Source organism: Paenibacillus sp. GQ49 (assembly GCF_059759055.1).
This window is the reverse complement of record NZ_JCAXEL010000024.1, coordinates 58215-79535: the sequence shown is the minus strand read 5'-3', so window position 1 is coordinate 79535 and position 21321 is coordinate 58215. Positions and strand designations below refer to the sequence as shown.

Genomic DNA, 21321 nt, shown 5'->3' with positions numbered 1-21321 from the left:
CGCTCCAAAGGCGGACGCTTCGCTCCCTCTACCCGATTCCGCCCTCCTCCGCTGCTACGCTCGCCTGTTTTTAAAAGATTATTGCCTTCGCTATTCGCTGGGCAACTTTTGCTGGCTCGTTACTTCGTTTAACTCGCTACGCTTAAATACAGACGCACAGGACTTAAAATCCTGCGGTAAGTTATCTACTAGAACAGTAAAAACAAGTCCTCTACAACTGCTACGATTACTCACCTACCGCAGATACATCTGCAACGGTTGCAATTGCAACTCGCGGATGGCTTCTGCCACCTGCTGGGCAAGGCGGCGGGCGCCTCGTTCCTGAAAATGCGTGTTATCCTCCACGCCTGATGGGAAGTTCACATACTCGCCTGGCAGCACCCACATAAAGTCATCCTTGGTGCCTTCAACGCCCGCCTGCTCGAACAGAAGACGGCTGCGCTCCGCCAGATCGATCAGCGGAACATCTTCCTCTTCCGCCAGCTCACGCACGGCGATGATATAATCGCCGTGGGTATCGGTCAATGTGCCATCATCCGCAAAATAGCGCCGATGCACCGGGGTGATGAGCACCGGACGAGCCTTGGCTTCGCGTGCAGCGTCGATATACTTTTTCAAATATTCCTTATATGTTGTGAATGGGTCCGTCCCACGTTCAGGGTCCGGCTTCTCATCGTTATGTCCAAATTGAATAAACAGAAAATCTTCGGGCTTGATTCGCTCCAGAATGGCGCTGAGTCTGCCCTCATTAATAAAACTGCGGGAACTGCGACCTGACTGGGCATGATTATCCACTGCCACATCATGTTTGAACTGTGCTGGCAATAACTGGCCCCAACCGCAATACGGATATCCGCTTTCCGGCTGATCCGTTACGGTTGAATCCCCGGCAAGGAATACGGTCATGGTCTGATTCGCAAGGGTAATCTCCAACACATTAATTCTTGGTGCAGGACCGGAGAATGACAGACGAAGTCTGCCGCCACGAACAACAACCGAGAATCTAACCTCTGCGCATTGTCCGGGAAGTGTGCGAATCGTTGGCAGTACAAGCCTGCCTTCACCAGCTTTCACGCGGGTCACTGTCTCAGCCAATTCATCCCCTGCAACAAGTAATACTTGGTAGGTTCCGTCGGGAACATCCACGATAAACGATGCTTTGAGCGGAATACAGAAGCCTGAACGCAATCGGGCAGACATGGTTGTCTGCCCCGGATTGTTATGATGTTGTTTCGTAGGATCCGACACATCGTCATCACGAATGCGTTGTTTCTCATACACCAGAGATCCTGCCTCGAATCCGTACCCTCCGCGTTCCTCATATGCGGTTGTTGCAGTTACTTTCAGATAATCCCCTGTCTCATCTGCTCTTCCCGAGTCCGGTCCAAAGTTAAACTTCCAGCTGGTCACGGACACTGCCTGGCCCTCTGCCGCTGCCTCCATGGCAACGGCCTGACTACCCTGAGCTTTATTCAAAAGCGATAACCTCCTTGGTTAACTTTCGTAAACGTTCATTCGGGCGAAGATACGAAGATACAGTAATCTGGCTTATCCTTTCAATCCGCTGGTGCTCATCCCTTGAACAATTTGTTTCTGGAAGATGAAGAACACAGCTACAACCGGAACCAGACTGACGATGGACATCGCGAACATTGCGCCCCAGTTGGAAGCAGATTCGCTATCGAGGAACATTTTCAGCGCCATTGACACGGTGTATTTATCAGGTGAGTTCAGGTACAGTACCGGACCAAGCAGATCCTCCCATCTCCAGTAGAAGGAGAAGATGGCTGCAGTCGCCAGAGAAGACTTGATCAGCGGCATAATAATCTGGATATACAGTCTGAATTTATTACATCCATCGATGGTTGCAGCCTCATCCAGCTCTTTCGGAATCGTTCGAATGAACTGTACCATCAGGAAGATGAAAAACGGCATTCCGAAGAATGTAGGTACAACGATTGGAAGAATTGTATTCAGCCAGCCGAGTTTCGTGAAAATGATGTACTGAGGAACCAATACCACGTCATGTGGCAACATCAGTGTTAACATCATCAAGGAGAACCAGAATGTACGTCCCTTGAAGTTAAGTCTGGCAAAACCAAAAGCGATCAGCGATGACGATATTACGGCACCGATAGTGGAAATAACCACGATTACAAGTGAGTTGGTGATGTAATCCATAAACGGTCTTCCAGCTGTGCCTTTCCAGCCATCCACATAGTTGCTCCAGATCCACTCCGTAGGGAACAGGGTATCCGCAGTGACAAAGATCGTACGGCTTTCCTTGAATGAACTGAAGAGCATCCATAGGACGGGATAGAGCATCAGGAGGGCAAGAGCTGCAACGAACAGGTGATAAACGGGCCACTTTACATTTCTCCAAACCATCGTTACTTCCCTCCTTCAGATTCGTAGAACACCCAGTACTTGGATGTCAGGAAGACAGCTACCGTGAGTATACCGATCATGATGAGCATGATCCAGGCCATTGCCGAAGCATAACCCATGTTGTTAAACATAAACGCCTGACGGAACAGATACAGGGAGTACAGCATCGTACCGTCCATTGGACCGCCTTCGCCTTTGGAGATAATATAGGCAGGTACAAACGTCATGAATGCTCCAATCGTCTGCATAATCATATTGAACAGGACGATCGGGCTAAGCAGTGGCAAGGTGATGCTGAAAAATTTCCGTATAGGATTCGCGCCATCCACACCTGCTGCCTCGTACATCTCAGTAGGGATATTTTTGAGACCAGCCAGGAAGATCAGCATGGACGAACCAAACTGCCACACAGACAGTGAGATGAGCATAACCAGGGACGCATTCGGGTCACCAAACCAGCTTATAGGCCCGATCCCGATTGCCGTAAGAGCACTGTTGATAACACCCTCATTACTGAAGAGGTTACGCCACATAATGGATACGGCCACACTACCACCGATAATGGATGGCAGGTAATACAGGGTCCGGTACGTTCCAATCATACGAGAGCCAGTGTTTAGGACCATCGCTACGAAGAGGGCAAAGATCAACCTTAACGGTACCCCAATGAATACATACAGAAACGTCACTTTGACCGAGTTCCAATATTTCGGGTCATCAAAAAACATTTTGGTGTAGTTATCAAGCCCAATCCACCGCGGAGAAGTGAACAAGTTATAACTCGTGAACGACATATATAAGGACACAAACATGGGGATGAGTGTGAAGCCCAGGAATCCAATAATAAACGGGCTTATGAACGCATATCCAGTTAAGTTTCTACGTAACGACGAATACTGCCTCAATGGAACGAACCTCCTTCATGGATCAGCTTGCTCCCTCATCCTGGCTTCGGTCATCTGGACGGGGAAAGGCCCTCGCATTCGCGAGTAGCCCCATTCCCGACCATCCCTGAAGTGGGACGAGCAAGCCATCATTCAACTGTTATTTATTGTTCGCAAGTACAGATTCGGCGTTCTTGCGGAATGTTTCTGCTGCTTGTTCAGGTGTAATTTTGCCAAAGTTCAACTCTTCAACCACATCTGCCAGAGCAGAGATTACTTCAGGTGAACCAACTGGTGGCGGAGAACTCATTGGTGAAGCCTTAGGCTCCATGGCTGCTACGAATTCAAAGACTTGTTTCGTTGCGTCACTCAGCTCAGGTGCGATAGCTTCTTTGATTGCTCCTGAAATTGGCACACCGCGCTCACCTTTGATCAGTTTGTTGGCTTCCACGTCATTCACCCAGAAATCAATGAATTTGGCCGCTTCTTCCTTCACTTTGGAGTTGGACGTTACCCCCCAGTACATACTTGGTTGCATATATAGTCCTTTTTCCATATCCGGTCCTGGCATTGGAGCGATTTCGAGTGGACGGTTCGCTACCTGCTGCAAGGCTACGAACTGGTTGGACCATTGCCATACGCCAATTCCTTTTTCCTTCACCAGATCCGATTCCTCAATAATGCCTTTGGTTTGGTTGGCTACATCCGGCGTTGGTGCTGCACCTTGCTCGATCATGCGGCGCATAAGTCCAAAGAACTCCACAAACATTTGATCATCATCATAACCAAGACCTGTTCCTTCCGCATTGTAAAGCGACAATCCTTTGGTACGCAGGAAGTAGTGGAAGAAAATATCCGGAGCTATCCCTCCATCCAAATACAGACCTTTCTCTGCGGTTTGTTTACCCAGTGCTTCGTACGATTCCCAAGTCATATTGTCAGGGATTGCATCCACGCCTGCTTTTTTAAGCAATGCCGGATCATATTGGAAGCCCAGAACGTTAACACCGGCAGGTACACCATATTGTTTACCGTTAATTACACCTGTGCTGATAACATTCTCGGACACATCGTCCACTTTGATCTGGTTGCCCAGATAAGGCGCTAGATCCTCAAGCTGACCATTCTGTGCATATTGGCTGATGTAGGAAATATCCATCTGAACGATGTCAGGCAACTGATTTGCCGCTGCTTGTGGTGCGAGCTTTTTCCAGTAGTCATCAAATGAAGCATATTCCACGTCGATTTTGACATTCGGGTTTTTCGATTTGTACAGGTCGATGACCTTCTGTGTATATTCATGCCTTGCATCCGAGCCCCACCAAGCGATCCGCAGGGTAACTGAGTCATCTCCAGATGCTCCTTCAGTTCCTCCACCTGAGCTACATGCCGCTGTAAACACGAGCAAAGCAGCCATCATCAGGAATATTGCCTTTTTCACCATGCCAATCTCCCCTTTTATGTTGATATGGTTGTGTGAACGAGTTATCCTTTTATTTCTGATAACGCTTTCACAAACTTGTTAATGTCATTTTCGCAAATGTACGACCAGAGTTGAATACACAAAACCGTCTTGTTGGTTCAAAAAACAGAGGAGGACAACAGTCCCCTCTCGGCGCTGTTCGTCCTCCCCAGACATGAATCACATGATTGGTAGTCCATTGTTATATGCCGATCCTGCGGAATTCCGTAGGTGTCATCCCGGTCCACTTTTTGAACACCTGACTGAAATATTGTGAATTCCCGCCGAATCCGAACAATTCAGCAAGCTCGAATACTTTCACATCCCCGCCTCTGCGAATATGGTCACATGCGCGTTCAATGCGCAGGCGATTCACGTAGTTGGAGAAATTCTCGCCTGTGACTTTTTTGAAAATCTTGCCCAAATAATCGGGATTCATATACAACATCTGATGGGCGACTCCATTGAGAGAGAGATCCGCCTCTCCATAATGACGATCCACGATATCCATCATCTTCTCCACGGCAGAAGACTGACGACTGATATGGTTTTTGTAATAACCGGAAGTTAATCGGGCCGCACTGCTTGCAACAAAAGACTTCAAGCCAGATAACGTATCGATATGCGGCAGTTCTGCCATACGCTGGGTGAATTCCGTTGCCTCCTCAGGTGGACAGACATGAACCATCGCCGAGTACAGCTGCACTACGTAAGAGCGAGTCACCTCGATTTCCAGCTGCTGACGTGATAATAGATCAAACAGACGCTCCACCTCTACCGCTGTTTCCTCGGTATTGCCCGATTTGATCAACTGACACAGTTGCTCCGCATCCTGTTCTACATGCAATCCGTCGCATTCTCCGGCCAGTACCAGATCATTCTTCGTAATCAGCTTGCCTTCACCGATAAAAAAGCGATGGTTCAGATACTGCAACGCCTCACGAAACAACCGCCGGGACTGAATCATTCGATCTGCTTCACTCAGCGCAGCGGTCACTTCCAATTTATATAGTCTGGTGAATGCAGCCCGAACCTCTTCAATACTTTCTTTCAGTCCGGCCGGATCAGCTGAATCCGCGAGCAGAATGAGGAGTTTGCCTTCAATGGTCGTGCTTAACAGGACATGTGGGAGCAGGTCACTGGCAATGTTTTTGATCGCAAATAAGTGACTGTAATCATGTTCATCTACAATTCGGAACAACAGTAACCGAACTGCGTTCTCTTCAAGCTCCAGATCAAACAGCTCCTGATAATACTCCAGATCAACCGGCCCATAGGTGCGGTTGGTCATGAACTCCAGCAGAAATTGCTCCTTCACATGCGGAAGGACACGCTGCAATCGCTGTTTCATCTCACCTGCAACATGCTCCTTCACCTGGGCATCCTGATGTTCCTGCAACAGTTCAGTTAATGCATCATGGATCTGATTCTCGTTGCAGGGTTTGAGCAAATAATGCTTCACACCGTATTGCATCGCTCTGCGAGCATATTCGAACTCTTTGTAGCCGGATAACATTATGAAACGTACACCCGGATATGCTTCGGATGCCTTCTCTATGAGTCCGAGACCATCCAGACCTGGCATGGAAATATCCGTAATAATAATATCGGGTCTCGACTGCCCAATTTTGTCCAATGCTTCAATCCCGTTCCTCGCCGTACCCACCAATTCCGTTCCTGCCGCGGCCCAATCGACCACTTGGGAAATCCCCTCCAGAATGACACGTTCATCATCTACGAGCATCACTTTGTACATCGTCATCGTCCTCTCTGATCCAAGGTATGCTGATCGATACTACAGTTCCTGATCCGGGCTTGCTGCTCATCACCATTCCACCTTCATCGCCGAAGGTCAGTCTGATTCGTTCCTGGATGTTAGATAACCCAATGCCCTGTCCTCTTGTCTGAATACGTCCTTCGTGTAGTTGTTCCAGGAATTCCGGTGTCATCCCCGGACCGTCGTCCTCAACTTCAATAATCACCTTATCTCCCTCTGCTCTCGCCCGGATTCGAATCCGGCAAGGGTCAATACTTGGTTCGAGTGCATAATGTATCGCGTTCTCCACCAAAGGCTGTAATGTTAACTTTGGTATCCGCGCCGTTCCTACCTCTGGGGCAATCTCCATATCGAAGTCCAGTCTTTCCTCAAAACGTGTGCGCTGAATCGTCACGTAACTGCGGACAATGTCCAGCTCTCTTTCCAGCGTGATCCACTTCTCGGACATGTTCACAGAGCTACGCAGCAGAAATCCGAGAGCCTCAACCATTTCCGAGATCTGTCGTTGCTTCTGTACTTTAGCCAGCCAGTTAATGGATTCCAACGTGTTGTATAGAAAATGTGGATTAATCTGCGCCTGAAGCGCTTTCAACTCCGTCTCACGAATCACCAGTTGCTTGGCATAATTCTCATCAATCAATTCACGTATTCGTTGAAGCATCATCTTGAATGTGCGATGCAGCAGCCCAACCTCATTCTGTGGAGATATCGGAACATTGCCGAGAGCAGCCTCCTCCAGCTTATCCAGATCACCTTTTTCGATATTACGCATCTTTTTGATCAACTGTGCAATCGGATGAGTAATACTGCGAGAGAATCTCGCTCCAATGATAAGCGCCGCCAGAAAAATCATAATGAAGATCACCGTGACCAACTGTTTGACAAACTGGATCTTTTTAAACATCTGGTCAAACGGGGTTGTGTACAAATAGGTCCAATCCGTATAGGAAGAATGGGCACGAGCTACAAAGTGTCTCCCCTGCTCCAACATGGCAATTCCGTAGGGTTGGGTGCGCTTCAGTTCAGACTCAATCTCGGCTTCACTGACGGCTGATTCTGTTGGATAGATCACTTCTCTTCCATCGGTAATCAGTAGTTGGGAGTCCTCTGCTGGTTCTTGCATCTGATCCTGTACAATTCGGTCCAACCGGACGCGGATGATCAGTGTGCCGAGTTCCTCCAATGTAAATGCTCCGCCAATAAAGGATTTCACCTGTCGGACCGACAAGAGTCGGGACTGCTTATCCCCACTGGTATGCCATGCATTGGAGCCCGAGTATTGCTGTCCCAGTGCAACCAGTTCCTTTTGCTTCGACTCCGAAATTCCCTCTCGATTGCCTGCAGCCATAACGTTATTATCATTATCGATAAATAACATGGAATAGACGTATTTTTCGGAACCGGCATAAGCGACTAACCTGTTGGTAATTTTTTTACGTAATCCATTTTTCTCGTAACCCGTTTCGGCCTTTTTCAGTTGGAGCAGATATTGCTGAAGCGGCTCGTCCGACATCACCTTGAAGGAGAGATTAGAAATTTCACGAAGTTGATTCTCAATACCTACCGAAGACATATTGAGGACCTGCGAGGATTTCTCATAAATCTGACGGTCATAGATACTGAACACATATCGGAGTACGGACGCATAAAACGTAAAGCTGATCAACATCAAAAGTCCGATGAGAAGAATCGTTTTGTGATGAATCGGCAGTGTTGTGAAAGCGTTCTTAATTCTGTTCATCCTAAGCGCTCCTTTGGCTTGCGAGGGGTGCCTGTCATTCTATAGGTTAGTGGTTTTATTGTAAGTTATTTTCATATTTACACATCCATTGGTCATCTGACAAGATATATTTATGCAACATTTTAGGTCATTAGAGAAGGTATACATCTGTGTCAGCAACGCAAAAAGAACACAAAACAGCCAGAATACCTTGAACAGATCAAGGTATTCTGGCTGTTGAATAACATCATGCTAAAGCATGAACTACAATTTACGGGTTAACAAAAACAGTTTTCAGCTTTGCTACATATTGCACATCAAAGCCAAGACCTTCAGCCACCATGGCAAGTGGTACATATGTTTTGGACTCTTTGCCTACCTTATTCAGGAATGCAGGTGTATCCACAGTAACCGATGCTCCATTTACCTTCACAGCATTGGCACCAATCTTCACAGCAACCTTTCGGTCTCCATATGTAATGGTTGCGGTTGAAGTTTTGTTATCCCACACCGTAGTAGCCCCGACAGCGTTTACGATGTCTTGAATCGCCACAAAGTTTTTGCCGTTACGGATAATCGGTTTGTACGGTGTATTTAATGTTTTGCCACTCACAATAATGTTCATCGGCTCACCTGTCGCAGGTGCAGTCAGCTTGGTGTAGTCGCCCCAGATCGTTTTGGCAAATACTTCGGCAATGGCCGCATATCCAAATTGGTTCGGGTGGAAATCACGATCTTTAATCATATGTGTCATCGTGCCTTCACCACCAACAAACTCCTTGGCGACGTGTGCAACTTTGACATCGGTACCCTGAGCAGAGAATTGTGCTGCAATGCCATCAATGGTCTGTGTGAAGCCTTGGGATGCCTCCATCAGTTTGGCATACAGTGCCTTGCCTGCTACTTCTGGCATCGGTTGATACTGGTCGGCGATGACAATTGTAGCTGTCGGATTAATTTCATGGATATCATTAATCGTTGCACTAACATTGGCTGTATAGGTTGCGAGTAATTCTTTTACCTTCGCTTGCAGTTCCTGATCACTCAGTTTGTCTGCTGTACCGAGAAGCTCCGATACGTCATTTCCCCCAATGGTAATTGCAACCAGATTGGCCTGGGCTACACTCTCACGGATTGCAGCAGTATTGGCTCCGATCTGTCCCGCTCTTGGATCAGGAAGACTTGGTTGAATGGCTTCAGAAGTCAGCGTTTTGCCATCCTTAATTGCAGTAGTAAAGTTCTTCAGGCCACTGGTTTTCAATCCGGCAATCCCGTAGTTGTCCACCTGTGTACGTCCATGCAGCAAACCCTGCTCGTGCAAACGTTCTACATAACCATAAGGCAATTCTTTTGTGTTGGGCTCATAACCTACCGTTATGGAATCTCCCAATGTGACGATGCGGAACTCCTTGGTTACGGCTACTGCATCTTTCTTCGCAGTCAGTGATGCTTTGTTAGTACCTGCTGGCAATACACCGGTTTTGGTGTCAGCCGCGTGTGCAGGCAATGCAGATGATGTAAAGAGCAGCATTCCTGCCAACATACTTACCGTTAAACCGGCAGCTGTATTTTCCCATATACGTTTACGCTTCATTCAGGTAACACTCCTTCTCGTGAATCTATAATTACACTAAATGTACGTGTTCAAAAAGGTCGGTTTTCAGTACCGAGAAGATGGGATGAAGCTAGAAATGGAGTAGCGGAGCGTAGGAAAACTACGTGAGCAACGGACATTTCGGCTGAATTCCATATTCGATGCTGATGATGCCGTTAGGCATCCTTCGTAATCAAAAGCGGACTTTTTGAACAACCTCACTAATATATAGTACATTGGTCATTCCAATGACATTGGTTTGTGTTACTCTATTCTATCATTTTAAAGTAGGCGTTGTCCTCTCTACTGAGAGCACACATGAAATAACAGACTCCCTGAAGGGGAGCCTGTTACTGGTTAAGCTCAGCTATGACGTTCAGTGATTCGTTAAGATTGCAGCTTATTCGAATCTTCAGCGATCGAATGACCCTTGTCGCTCTCCGGTTTGTTCCCGGTAGCTCGCTCCAGATACCGATCATAACGATCATCCACTTCGCGTGCCATCTTCCGGTACTTTAACGTTTCCTCGACAATTGGATCACGTTCCGTCTGGATTCGCACTTCATATTTGGGAGGAATCAGCTGGCGTTCACGCTGATCGGTGTCGCCGGACTCTTCCATGTCCCCTTCCGTCAGCATATCACTGAGCCGTCGTTCCAGTTCTTTGGATTCATCCATTGTTCTCGCTCCTTTAATTAAAGTCATACCTGTGTTAATTATTACTATTGTACTTTCACTTCGTGTACAGAACCATCTTCCGATCGCTGTTATCCCCAGATTTCTTTGATTCCCTTTTCCAAGGGAGAAATCCGGTGATAAAGGCGAGCAGATGAGTTAAATAAACTCACTCCAGACCGGTTGCTTTCGCTTCCTTCAGTACATCCGTCAGTGCATCATGGATTTTGCCATTGCTGGCAACGACATGATTTACAGACAGTTGGTAAGGCGTTCCGATGGTATCCGTCACCTTGCCTCCTGATTCTTCAACCAGCAGCGCACCTGCGGCAATATCCCACGGTTTCAATCCAACTTCGGTGTAAGCGCTGAGACGTCCGGCGGCAACGTAAGCCAGATGCAGGGCGGCTGATCCACCAGCACGCAAGTTACGAACTTGCGGAGCAAGCGCCTGCACAGCAGCCATATTCAGAGGCAACGCAAAGGTTGTGTCTGCCGGGAATCCAACCGCAATCAGGCTCTGAGCAAGTTCCTGTTCACCAGATACAAGCATCCGGTTTCCGTGAACATATGCTCCTTTCCCTTTTTCCGCAACAAACATCTCATCACGGGAAGGGTCGTAGATCACACCGACAATGACTTCACCATTATGAGCCAATGCGATGGACACCGAATAAAACGGGAATCCGTGTACAAAGTTTGTCGTTCCATCCACAGGATCAACAATCCACAGAAACTCTTCTTCCTCAGCCTCTTTCAGTGCTTTTGCCGAAGCTTCCGGTCCCGGTTCTACGCCTTCTTCACCCAGAATGGCATGGTGGGGAAAATGCGTAAGAATCAGGCGGCGGATCATCTGCTCCGCTCCTTTATCCACTTCGGTCACCAGGTCTTGGGGTGAATATTTGGTGCCAAGTTCAGCTACCGTCCCAAGACGGCTTTTGATCCATTCGCCAGCTTTGGAAGCTGCATTAATGGCAACGGCAGTATAGCTTTTGCTTGTCACGACATAAGGTGTCTTTTCCTTCTCATTCAAAGCGTTCACTCTACTTTCTATATCAATCTACGAAAAGTTGAAATACTTGTTAAAAGTATACGCCCCACAGGTCATAAAGTTTCTCGTTGCCCAGGCCCCTTTTGGCACTACGGATGAATGATGACGGTAGACTCGTCCACCCACTCCACACCCTCTTCGTGATAGAATGCCAGCTTCTGCATCAGTTGCACAAGAGCCTCATCCTTGCGTTTGGCCTCAATCATCACGTCAAGCCTTGGGGTGTCTGCTGCGATATGACGCAAGAAGTCGAGCACAGGCTCTACCTCTACACCATCGGCATGACCTCGCAGATCCTTCTCACTCTTTGGACTGGAGACATGGATTTTGGGTGGCAATGGCTGATCAGCCGGTGAATCTGCCTGGGCAAGCGGCGACTGCCAGGTCTTTAGAATATCAGGCCACAGATCCCATGCCTGTTCTCCTTCGTTGTTCACCCAATGGTGATGGATATCCAGTACCATGGGCAATCCCAAGCGCTGGCACACGGCAAGTGTCTCAGGCGCATTGAACGTTTTGTCATCATTTTCGAGTGTGAGCCGCTCCTGAATGTCCCGATCCAGCTTCAAAAAGTTTTCTTCAAAACGAAGCGCCGCCGAAGGCTTGTCCCCGTATGCACCACCAATATGTATATTGTTCTTGGCAGTGGCATTCAGCCCCATGGCATCCAGCATCCGAACATGATGACGAAGGTCACGAATCGAGTTGTGCAGAACTTGCTCGCGGGGGGTACTAAGTACGGTAAAATGATCCGGATGAAAGGACACACGCATATGATTTTCCTTCACAAAATCACCAATGGCCGCAAAGTCCTGCTTCAGTGCCGGGAACGGGTCCCAGTCATTCAGGTCCTCGTGTGTTGCCAGTGGAATCAATTTGGAAGAGAAGCGATATACATGAATATGGCTACCCTTGTTGTGCCTGAGCAAACGTAATGTATTGTGCAGGTTCTCGGCTGCAATCCGTTCGAGCTTGCGGATCGCTGCTTCCCTGTCATCGATTTTGTTAAAACTCGACATGGTCATGGTCCGGGAAGGCGAGGCATTCTCTATAAGCACGGACATTGCCACGTAACCAAAGCGTACGAGCATGAATCTCTTCCTCTCTATTAGGGCGGAGAACCCGCACGGCATATTCAGCCGTCAGGATGTACCGTCACTGTATATAACCAAGTTTTACCCTAAAAGAGTGACCATAATCGTATTCTGGCAAATCAGTCCTTCCGACCAGCACTCACAGTCAACAACTATTCCTGTGCTTGCTCTCCAAAGAACATCTCATCTGCAAGGGCAGTCTGGATGCGTGATTCTTCCTCAGTCAATTTGCGGATGAGTTGCATCTCCACCTCAGTTACCTCTTGCCCCTGGAAATTGATCTCTGCAATGGAAACCACGATCTTGACAATGGCTACAGCCACGTTATCCGGTGTGTATGCAATCACTTTCTGGCCGGTAGGAAATACCCGGAAGCCCTGTTTGACCATTTTGCCGCGTCCGTATTCAAGCAGTTCGAACAGTTCCTGCTCACTCTTGAACTTACATACGGAATTGAATTCAGTCTGAAATCCCATGCATATCCCTCCTGATCTTGTGGTCGCAGGCTACGCCTGTACGCCGTTCTCGTAATTCAGTGCCTGCTTGCGGTTGTAACGCTCCAGTGCCAGCTCAATCATGCGATCCAGCAGTTCGGCATACGATACACCTGTCTCACGCCAAAGAAGTGGATACATGCTGTATGGTGTGAAACCAGGCATGGTGTTGACTTCATTAATAAGCAAGGCGCCGTCATTTTTCCGAATGAAGAAGTCGGCACGTGAAATACCGTTACCTTCAATCGCACGGAACGCCTGCAAAGCTGCCTCGCGAATGCGATCTGCGGCCTCTGGGTCCAGTGGAGCTGGAATCAGCATCTGTGATTGACCATCAATATACTTAGCTGCATAGTCATAATACTCACCGGAGGATACGATCTCACCTGGAACGGAAGCCATGGGCTCGTCATTGCCGAGGACGCTGACTTCAACCTCGCGTGCTTCAACGAACTCCTCAATGACAACCTTCGTGTCATACCGAAGTGCAAACTCGACAGCTGTCTTCAACTCATCGCGGTTACGCGCTTTGGAGATGCCTACACTGGAGCCCAGATTCGCCGGTTTGATAAAACAAGGATACCCCAGCTGATCTTCGACCTGTACGATCATTTCGTGCTCTGTCTGCTTCCATTGTGTCCCGTTAAAATACGTAAAGGCACATTGGTCAATGCCAGCCTGTGCAAACAGCTTTTTCATGACCACTTTGTCCATGCCGCCAGCCGAAGCGAGTACACCTGCACCCACATATGGCATATCCGCCATCTCAAACATGCCCTGAATGGTGCCATCCTCTCCAAACGTACCATGCAGCAGAGGGAACATCACGTCCAGCGCTTCTGCTCCGCCATACAAACGGCCAAACAGGGCGTTCAGCGCATCCTGCGTCCCACCCGCCGATTGCTCCAGCTTCAGATCTTCAATCTGCGCGAACGGCGCATGCATGACAGGTCCTTTTTTCCACGTCCCCTGCTTGGAGATATAAAAAGGAACCAGTTCATACTTTTCATAATCAAATGCGTTTGTTACAGCAAACGCCGTTTGCAGCGACACCTCATGCTCGCCCGATTTTCCGCCGTACACGACGCCTACTTTTAATTTATCCATACTCATGTGTACCCTCCGATTATCTGTGCCTGATGCTGTCATGTTTGCATGCTCAGCACCCTTGTTATTCTGCTTGTGTTATCTGGTCTTATTTTACACGGAACTGGATGTCTGCGTCACCGCATCCCGAAAATCTTTCGTCATCAAAACTCATCTGCAATATTAAAAAGCCGGTATACCGTCCGCTCCGTCCAAGCGTAAGAATCCCGGTAATCCCAAAAGCGGTGACGGCTGCTAACCGTATGTGCGTTAACAAGCGGCATGCCGCCCGCATCAAACGCGGTCACAACGGTGCTGTGCTGAAATCGTCCATCTCCATCCCAATCGTAGAGAATAACATCGCCGAGCATCAGCTGCTCAGGACGCTCCACTTCTGTCGCGGTCAGACCCCAGCTGCTGCCTGATAAATAACGCTCCAGACTGTTGGAAACTGCCCAACTGTAACTCCACATTTCGGAGCCGTTCACATACCCTTTATACCACCAGCCGGCTTCTCTTCTACCAGTATAGTGGATGGGTGCGCCCCCTGCAAAGAGACATTGGGACACGTAATTGGTACAATCCACATCAAATTCCTCAAATGCCGGATTCCCCGCATTCCACCACCGATCTGCATAGGCAACCGCCAGATCTCTGCGATATGACTGTTGCCGTGAGCTTCTTCCTTGACCCAACACTTCCCGATTCAGCAGCGGCCGATTCATCGCCTGTACAAAATCAGCTTGTTGAAACGGACGTCCTTCCCCAGCAGGGCGACGCTCCGGCACTTCTCGCTCGACCCGTCCAATGATCCATCCACCACTCTGCCGCAGAAAGGTTAACCGCTCCCGCTCAATCCGGTCCTCCCGGTGGGTGATCCCGCTCTTCTCGTAGAACAGCCTGCTGTACAATTGTACATCCACCACCGCTTCTTCCTGTCCATCCATAAGTGTGCGCACAAGCTTGGCGCTGGTCTCGCTGCGAAGAGGCACGGCGCGGCGCTTACGATACCATTCGTCCAGCCTTGCCATACGCTCTCCCCGTTCCACCACGAAGTCAGGATCGGTAACGATCCGTTCGCTGGTCTGTGGACGGTAGTCGATCTCACAGCGATTGTACTGGTTCACGTAAGTATATAAGGCACTCTTCCATTCCCGTTCCAAGCCTATGTCCCCCTTTGGCATGAGTTCTGTCTGGAATATTTCATTGCGTATATAAACTCCTACTATTCATATGAAAGGGTCTTCGGTTGTATGTACACGGCTCAACAAGGAGATTCGAAATTCGGCAAATACAGGTACACAAGATATCTTATTCCTGCTCGCTTCACGAAAACGCCTTCATCTGTCCAAAAGCTTGCTTGATCAGGCAAAAAGACCTTTACGTACGGAGGTGAAAACGGTATACTTAAAACTAAAGTTATGATTATGAAATTACGTTTCATCTGATGAAACCAACACACAAGAACACGGAACGATGAAGGCCTGTTCTTCACCTAAATGAACGTTTTCTTCATCTCACCGACACATCCCAAGGAGGTACATGTATGTCAGCAAAGAATCATTTCTCCGCCGCTCGCAGTCTTGAGGTTGGAGGCAAGTCTTACCGCTACTACAGTCTCGATGCTCTTCAGGAAAACGGCCACGGCGATCTTTCCAGGCTTCCTTTCTCCATTAAAGTGTTGCTTGAAGCAGCAATTCGTCAATTCGACGGACGTGCCATCACCGAAGAACACGTAAAACAACTGACCGGCTGGGCAGATGGCCGTGACAATAACAAGGAAATTCCATTCATCCCTGCACGTATCGTTCTGCAGGATTTCACCGGTGTACCGGTTGTCGTTGACCTCGCTGCAATGCGTGATACTGTGAAAAAAGCAGGCGGCGATCCAAAACAGATCAACCCGCTCGTACCCGTCGATCTCGTTATCGACCACTCCGTTATGGTTGATGCTTTTGGTACCAACGATGCACTTGATTACAATATCAAAGTTGAGTTTGAGCGTAATGAAGAGCGTTACCGTTTCTTGCGTTGGGCGCAAACGGCATTCAACAACTTCCGTGCAGTTCCACCATCCACAGGGATCGTTCACCAGGTTAACCTGGAGTATCTGGCTTCCGTGGCAGCAACCAAAACCGTTGACGGCGAGACCGTTGTATTCCCGGATTCCCTCGTAGGTACAGACTCCCACACCACCATGATCAACGGACTTGGTGTTGTTGGTTGGGGTGTTGGTGGAATCGAGGCCGAAGCAGGTATGCTGGGCCAACCGCTTTATTTTGTAACACCAGACGTTATCGGTTTCAAACTGACAGGCAGCCTGAGCGAAGGCGCAACAGCAACGGATCTGGCACTCACCGTTACCCAATTGCTTCGTAAAAAAGGCGTTGTTGGTAAATTCGTAGAATTCTACGGACCAGGTCTTGCCAACATCGGTCTCGCTGACCGTGCAACAGTAGCCAACATGGCACCAGAATATGGCGCTACCATCGGTTTCTTCCCTGTTGATAGTGAAACGTTGAACTATCTGCGTAACACTGGCCGTCCTGACGAACAGGTTGAATTGGTTGAAGCTTATTACAAAGCTCAAGGCATGTTCCGTACTTCCAGCACCGTTGATCCTGAATTCACAGATGTGATTGAACTGGATCTCGGCTCTGTTGTACCAAGTCTTGCCGGACCAAAACGTCCACAGGATCGCATCGAACTGACACAAATGAAAGAAAGCTTCAACAGCATCATCCGCACACCTGTAGATAAAGGCGGCTACGGTCTGAGCGATGAGAAAATCGAACAATCCGTACCTGTGAAGCATCCGGACGGTTCCAACAGTGAACTGAAGGCAGGCGCTGTTGTGATCGCGGCGATCACAAGTTGCACGAACACTTCGAATCCAAGTGTTATGGTTGGAGCGGGACTACTGGCGAAAAAAGCAGTTGAACGCGGCCTGACCAAACCAGGATATGTGAAAAGCAGTCTGACACCAGGCTCCCTTGTTGTTACCGAGTATCTGGAAAAAGCAGGTCTGATCACGTATCTCGACAAACTCGGATTCAACGTTGCGGGCTACGGTTGTGCAACATGCATCGGTAACTCCGGTCCACTGCCGGACGAAGTGAGCGAAGCTATTGCTGAGAACGATATGACCGTAGCGGCTGTATTGTCTGGTAACCGTAACTTCGAAGGCCGTGTGCATGCACAGGTTAAAGCCAACTACCTGGCATCACCACCACTCGTTGTGGCATATGCACTTGCGGGTACAGTGAATATTGACTTTGAAACCGATCCAATCGGTTATGATACGAACAATGAGCCTGTATTCCTGAAAGACCTCTGGCCTACATCCGAGGAAATCAAGGATACCATCGCAAGTTCCCTGAACGCTCAGATGTTCCGCAACAAGTACGAGAATGTATTTACAGCCAATGAGCGTTGGAATTCAATCTCTGTACCGGAAGGTGAATTGTACGAGTGGGACCCGAACTCCACGTACATTCAGAACCCTCCGTTCTTCCAAGAGCTTGGCGACAAGTTGAACGATATCGCAGATATCCGTTCTGCACGCGTTATGGCATTGCTTGCGGATTCCGTAACAACGGATCACATCTCGCCAGCAGGTAATATTGCACCATCCAGCCCGGCTGGACTGTACCTGAAAGAGCATGGCGTAGAGCGCAAAGACTTCAACTCCTACGGTTCACGCCGTGGTAACCATGAAGTGATGATGCGTGGTACGTTTGCCAACATTCGTATTCGTAACCAGGTGGCTCCAGGCACCGAGGGTGGTATTACGAAGTACCTGCCAACGGACGAAGAAATGTCCATCTACGATGCTTCCATGAAGTATCAGGATGAAGGACAGAACCTGATCGTTATCGCAGGTAAAGAGTATGGTACAGGAAGCTCCCGTGACTGGGCGGCAAAAGGAACATTCTTGCTCGGCGTCAAAGCCGTTATCGCAGAAAGCTTCGAGCGGATTCACCGTAGTAACCTGGTCGGCATGGGCGTAATGCCATTGCAATTCCAGGAAGGTCACGGCTGGTCCAGCCTCGGCCTGAACGGACGTGAAACGTATGACATTACTGGCCTCAGCAATGATGTGAAGCCAGGACAAGAGTTGAAAGTTACCGTAACTCGTGAAGACGGTACACAGTTCGACTTCCCTGTTATCGCTCGTCTGGACAGCATGGTTGACGTGGATTACTACCATAACGGCGGTATCCTGCAAACTGTATTGCGTCAAATGATGAAAAAAGCTTAATGATATAAATCATTAATATGATGAAGTTATACAAAAAACTCCGCATTACGTGCAATAGCACGTGGTGGGGAGCTTTTTTGGCTTTGCTTTTTATAATCGGGATATGTTTAAAAATCAATCTTCAAGCCAACTTCCGAATCATCAGGTGGCTCAGCTATACGATATATACCTCTGCAGTTTAATTTCTCTACGTTAATCCAGTCTACAAACTCATCTCCTCCGTAGCATCTTACAAAAACGGCATATTCCAGCTCACCCTCATAATTAATGGACTCTATGTATTCTGTGAATGGATGTTTCCCCTCTATACTCTGCAAAAAATCTGAAAATTCAATTCTCCACTCTTCCATCTTCTCTGCATATTGATCGGGGACATAATAGTAGAATCCATCTGGCGTATAATACGAAATTTTCATTATCATCTTGCAGACCTCCTATCAGTATGTCGGGTAACGGTCTAGAGTTTCAAAATCTCTATACCTTCTTTTAGAAATGATGAGACCAGCGTATGATATTCAATTCCATATGCTAATTCCTCTTTGGTTTTATGTATCAGATAGTAGGAATATTTCTGCATCAACTCATGCTCGTCTAACTCAATGGGAAGGTTAATAATCTCAACGTCTTCCGAATTAAAATGATAACGATACCCTCTTTCTGATCTTCCTACGTTCATCACTGTTTGGATGACCATTAATTCATCACGTGTGACACTATTTATTAAAGCTGATCTTCTCTTTTCCATACCAAGTATGATCTCTTCAGCCTGTTGATCAATCTTAGCTTCAGCAATTTCAGTTTCAATTTGCATAATGGCTTTCATTGTTCCTGCTAGTTGTATAGCTAATGAATACAATGTATGTCCTCCTTTTTTTTGTAAGAAATAGGTACTAACGCATCATCTCTACTCTACCTCATTTACGATGTTACTCGCAAAGTTCACTGATCCTATGCTAAATTTGAGACCTTATGAAACAATAAAAAAAGCTCCCCGTAACGTGCAATCTGCACGTTACGGGGAGCTATGGTTTCAGTATGTGTGTATTCTCCGTTGCTTCAAGGCCAAACTGCCTTTTAATGCCCAATGTGATGTGAGGCTTGATCTAACAGTTGAATTGTGCCCATGATCAGAAACAGACACGACAGAGCAATTAACGAGCCTCCAACCCATCTCGATAGGATCACTCGCTCCGTAATCTGTTTTTCAGAAGCATCCGTTACCTTGTGTGGATACACGAGAAACATTAGCCCTGCGCTAATGAACAGTACAGCCATTATAATCAAGTTGTTCTCCTCCTTACACGTGACTTTCCTTAGAATTTAACTTTTTCGTCGTCACGCGGGATTCTCCTCCCGACAACACCTTTTTCAGACCCATAGCCATAGTGAAAACAATATATCCAATCAAGCCGCCGAGTGTATTAAGCATCAGATCATCCACATCGAATATCCCCATGCCAGTCAATAATTGTGTCACTTCATAACCCAGACTGAGCAGCAGAGACAGCAAGAGTACCTTTACTCCAGAGAATAACTTGTTGCCCGTCAACAGAGGAATGAAGATGCCCAGCGGGATAAAAGCCAGTATATTGCCTACCAGATGGATTGCGGTGCCCGGACGATGTAACGACAGGCTGTTCCAGTCTCGTGAGATTTCCTGAAATGGTATCAGGTTGACGGTTCGCGTATGGATCAGATCCGGTTGTTGCAAGAACGCCATCAGTCGATCCTTCACGATGCCAAAATCGACTGGGTTTCCTTTGAACAGGATCAGCTTAGTCAGCAGATATAAATAGATAGTGAAAACGGCAATCCAAAGGATGTAATGTTTGCTTCTATTCTGGTTGTTGTGCTTCATGTTGTTTCGCCTCCCTTGTGTTGCCCTGTTATTTCTTTACGGTGACGATGACGCCATCCATGTTATCACCCGATATTTCAGTTTGGCCTTGCTCAGGTATGTAAACGGTTGTGTCTCGGGTGGCCCGATAATAACGGATATGATACTCCTCTTCCTCTACTTCCACAGTAATGTTCTCTTTCTCTTTAAGCATATCGAGATACTCTTCCAGCACCAGATTATTCTTATACATGACAGCACTGTGCGGCAGCCCTACATATCGAAAGTGCCATGGTTCATACTGAATACCCGTGATGCGCACTTTATCCTTTGGGTAACGTAAAATAAATCCGTATTTCCATGCATTCTTCTCCAGCCATGCACCCTCTGGTGCTTCATTCATGGCACCCAAGCTGGAGCCGATATCCAGGGATAACCCAAGATTGTGCTCACTGTGTCCCGCAGGAAGTGCATAGTCTGAACCCTTTTCCCGATATAACTCGTCCTGCTTTTCAAAATCCCTGTACCCGCTGCTGACGAGAAAATATCTGACTCCCTCTTCTCCTGCTGCTTCAACCATCCTCTGAAACTCCTGCGCCACCTGCCGTGATAACATGATTTTCTGATCCAGTATTCCATATCCACGAAGCAGATCATCCTCATGTGCCACATATACAATATCGGATTTAACTCCTTCCGGGTGAACGGGGTATTGCTTATCCACCAGTAACAAATTGCCCTTATGTACCTGATCCTGAATGTTTCCGGTGACGGATACGGTATAACCTGCGGGATTTTCACGCGTATTCTGAATCTCGATGGGCAACTCATCCTTCTGCTGAATCCATCCCGGTGATTGCGTAACGATATATCCGATCAAAATGATACATATCAAAAAGCCCCACTTTTTCATGCTTGTTCCTCCTTTTACCTCATACATCAAGGATAGACAACACAAGTTAAAGAAAAAGCAGGGCAATTTTAAAGTTTTTCTTAAA

At 47.7% G+C, this 21321-nt stretch carries 19 protein-coding genes; 1 reads left to right on the top strand and 18 read right to left on the bottom strand.

What is annotated here, in order from left to right:
* Positions 1-234 precede the first annotated feature (234 nt).
* From AC6CIF_RS27920 to AC6CIF_RS27860, 13 genes are all read right to left on the bottom strand, one after another.
* Positions 235-1443 (bottom strand): rhamnogalacturonan acetylesterase, encoded by a 1209-nt coding sequence (locus tag AC6CIF_RS27920; RefSeq protein ID WP_498202374.1) that lies wholly within the window; start codon positions 1441-1443, stop codon positions 235-237.
* Between the two features lie 105 nt (positions 1444-1548).
* A complete protein-coding gene (locus AC6CIF_RS27915) occupies positions 1549-2388 on the bottom strand; it encodes a carbohydrate ABC transporter permease (RefSeq protein ID WP_076216735.1) in 840 nt (279 codons plus the stop codon).
* A 2-nt stretch (positions 2389-2390) separates the two neighbouring features.
* Positions 2391-3293, bottom strand: coding sequence for a carbohydrate ABC transporter permease (locus AC6CIF_RS27910; protein ID WP_047841423.1), 903 nt, complete (start codon positions 3291-3293; stop codon positions 2391-2393).
* Positions 3294-3432: 139 nt separating this feature from the next.
* Positions 3433-4716, bottom strand: coding sequence for an ABC transporter substrate-binding protein (locus AC6CIF_RS27905; protein ID WP_498202349.1), 1284 nt, complete (start codon positions 4714-4716; stop codon positions 3433-3435).
* 220 nt (positions 4717-4936) lie between these two features.
* On the bottom strand, positions 4937-6490 hold the full coding sequence (locus AC6CIF_RS27900) for a response regulator transcription factor (protein WP_076216733.1): 1554 nt from the start codon (positions 6488-6490) through the stop codon (positions 4937-4939).
* The gene (locus AC6CIF_RS27895) at positions 6465-8252 is read right to left on the bottom strand and encodes a sensor histidine kinase (RefSeq protein ID WP_498202348.1); all 1788 of its coding nucleotides are present in this window, start codon (positions 8250-8252) and stop codon (positions 6465-6467) included. Before AC6CIF_RS27895 ends, AC6CIF_RS27900 begins: the two co-directional genes overlap by 26 nt.
* A gap of 250 nt (positions 8253-8502) precedes the next feature.
* Positions 8503-9825: an SGNH/GDSL hydrolase family protein gene (locus AC6CIF_RS27890; RefSeq protein WP_498202347.1), complete on the bottom strand. Its 1323-nt coding sequence runs from the start codon at positions 9823-9825 to the stop codon at positions 8503-8505.
* A 387-nt stretch (positions 9826-10212) separates the two neighbouring features.
* A complete protein-coding gene (locus tag AC6CIF_RS27885) occupies positions 10213-10503 on the bottom strand; it encodes a hypothetical protein (protein WP_498202346.1) in 291 nt (96 codons plus the stop codon).
* Between the two features lie 166 nt (positions 10504-10669).
* Positions 10670-11533: an inositol monophosphatase family protein gene (locus AC6CIF_RS27880; protein WP_197997992.1), complete on the bottom strand. Its 864-nt coding sequence runs from the start codon at positions 11531-11533 to the stop codon at positions 10670-10672.
* Positions 11534-11640: 107 nt separating this feature from the next.
* Positions 11641-12642, bottom strand: coding sequence for a UV DNA damage repair endonuclease UvsE (gene uvsE / locus AC6CIF_RS27875; protein WP_074093415.1), 1002 nt, complete (start codon positions 12640-12642; stop codon positions 11641-11643).
* Between the two features lie 155 nt (positions 12643-12797).
* Positions 12798-13121 (bottom strand): hypothetical protein, encoded by a 324-nt coding sequence (locus AC6CIF_RS27870; RefSeq protein ID WP_062837611.1) that lies wholly within the window; start codon positions 13119-13121, stop codon positions 12798-12800.
* Between the two features lie 30 nt (positions 13122-13151).
* Positions 13152-14252: a D-alanine--D-alanine ligase gene (locus AC6CIF_RS27865; RefSeq protein WP_498202345.1), complete on the bottom strand. Its 1101-nt coding sequence runs from the start codon at positions 14250-14252 to the stop codon at positions 13152-13154.
* Between the two features lie 137 nt (positions 14253-14389).
* A complete protein-coding gene (locus AC6CIF_RS27860; RefSeq protein ID WP_498202344.1) occupies positions 14390-15409 on the bottom strand; it encodes an amidase domain-containing protein in 1020 nt (339 codons plus the stop codon).
* Between the two features lie 362 nt (positions 15410-15771).
* Between AC6CIF_RS27860 and acnA the strand changes: the two genes are divergently transcribed.
* Positions 15772-18486, top strand: coding sequence for an aconitate hydratase AcnA (gene acnA / locus AC6CIF_RS27855; protein ID WP_076216727.1), 2715 nt, complete (start codon positions 15772-15774; stop codon positions 18484-18486).
* 107 nt (positions 18487-18593) lie between these two features.
* Here the strand turns inward: acnA and AC6CIF_RS27850 are convergent, their stop codons facing one another.
* The 5 genes from AC6CIF_RS27850 to AC6CIF_RS27830 all read right to left on the bottom strand — a co-directional run bounded on the left by AC6CIF_RS27850 (position 18594) and on the right by AC6CIF_RS27830 (position 21236).
* Complete coding sequence (locus tag AC6CIF_RS27850) at positions 18594-18908, bottom strand: hypothetical protein (RefSeq protein WP_221818691.1); 315 nt, start codon at positions 18906-18908, stop codon at positions 18594-18596.
* A 35-nt stretch (positions 18909-18943) separates the two neighbouring features.
* Positions 18944-19342: a hypothetical protein gene (locus AC6CIF_RS27845; protein ID WP_221818690.1), complete on the bottom strand. Its 399-nt coding sequence runs from the start codon at positions 19340-19342 to the stop codon at positions 18944-18946.
* A 218-nt stretch (positions 19343-19560) separates the two neighbouring features.
* Entirely contained in the window at positions 19561-19770 is a 210-nt protein-coding gene (locus tag AC6CIF_RS27840; RefSeq protein ID WP_498202343.1) for a hypothetical protein, read from the bottom strand.
* A gap of 13 nt (positions 19771-19783) precedes the next feature.
* Entirely contained in the window at positions 19784-20344 is a 561-nt protein-coding gene (locus AC6CIF_RS27835) for a VanZ family protein (RefSeq protein ID WP_498202342.1), read from the bottom strand.
* Positions 20345-20372: 28 nt separating this feature from the next.
* Positions 20373-21236 (bottom strand): M15 family metallopeptidase, encoded by an 864-nt coding sequence (locus AC6CIF_RS27830; RefSeq protein WP_498202341.1) that lies wholly within the window; start codon positions 21234-21236, stop codon positions 20373-20375.
* Between the last annotated feature and the right edge of the window lie 85 nt (positions 21237-21321).

Bases quoted from the DNA above. Each gene is read 5' to 3' on its own strand.
- AC6CIF_RS27920 (WP_498202374.1), bottom strand. From the start codon at position 1,443: ATGGAGGCAGCGGCAGAGGGCCAGGCAGTGTCCGTGACCAGCTGGAAG.
- AC6CIF_RS27915 (WP_076216735.1), bottom strand. From the start codon at position 2,388: ATGGTTTGGAGAAATGTAAAGTGGCCCGTTTATCACCTGTTCGTTGCA.
- AC6CIF_RS27905 (WP_498202349.1), bottom strand. From the start codon at position 4,716: ATGGTGAAAAAGGCAATATTCCTGATGATGGCTGCTTTGCTCGTGTTT.
- AC6CIF_RS27900 (WP_076216733.1), bottom strand. From the start codon at position 6,490: ATGTACAAAGTGATGCTCGTAGATGATGAACGTGTCATTCTGGAGGGG.
- AC6CIF_RS27895 (WP_498202348.1), bottom strand. From the start codon at position 8,252: ATGAACAGAATTAAGAACGCTTTCACAACACTGCCGATTCATCACAAA.
- AC6CIF_RS27890 (WP_498202347.1), bottom strand. From the start codon at position 9,825: ATGAAGCGTAAACGTATATGGGAAAATACAGCTGCCGGTTTAACGGTA.
- AC6CIF_RS27885 (WP_498202346.1), bottom strand. From the start codon at position 10,503: ATGGATGAATCCAAAGAACTGGAACGACGGCTCAGTGATATGCTGACG.
- uvsE (WP_074093415.1), bottom strand. From the start codon at position 12,642: ATGCTCGTACGCTTTGGTTACGTGGCAATGTCCGTGCTTATAGAGAAT.
- AC6CIF_RS27870 (WP_062837611.1), bottom strand. From the start codon at position 13,121: ATGGGATTTCAGACTGAATTCAATTCCGTATGTAAGTTCAAGAGTGAG.
- AC6CIF_RS27865 (WP_498202345.1), bottom strand. From the start codon at position 14,252: ATGAGTATGGATAAATTAAAAGTAGGCGTCGTGTACGGCGGAAAATCG.
- AC6CIF_RS27860 (WP_498202344.1), bottom strand. From the start codon at position 15,409: ATGCCAAAGGGGGACATAGGCTTGGAACGGGAATGGAAGAGTGCCTTA.
- acnA (WP_076216727.1), top strand. From the start codon at position 15,772: ATGTCAGCAAAGAATCATTTCTCCGCCGCTCGCAGTCTTGAGGTTGGA.
- AC6CIF_RS27850 (WP_221818691.1), bottom strand. From the start codon at position 18,908: ATGATAATGAAAATTTCGTATTATACGCCAGATGGATTCTACTATTAT.
- AC6CIF_RS27835 (WP_498202342.1), bottom strand. From the start codon at position 20,344: ATGAAGCACAACAACCAGAATAGAAGCAAACATTACATCCTTTGGATT.
- AC6CIF_RS27830 (WP_498202341.1), bottom strand. From the start codon at position 21,236: ATGAAAAAGTGGGGCTTTTTGATATGTATCATTTTGATCGGATATATC.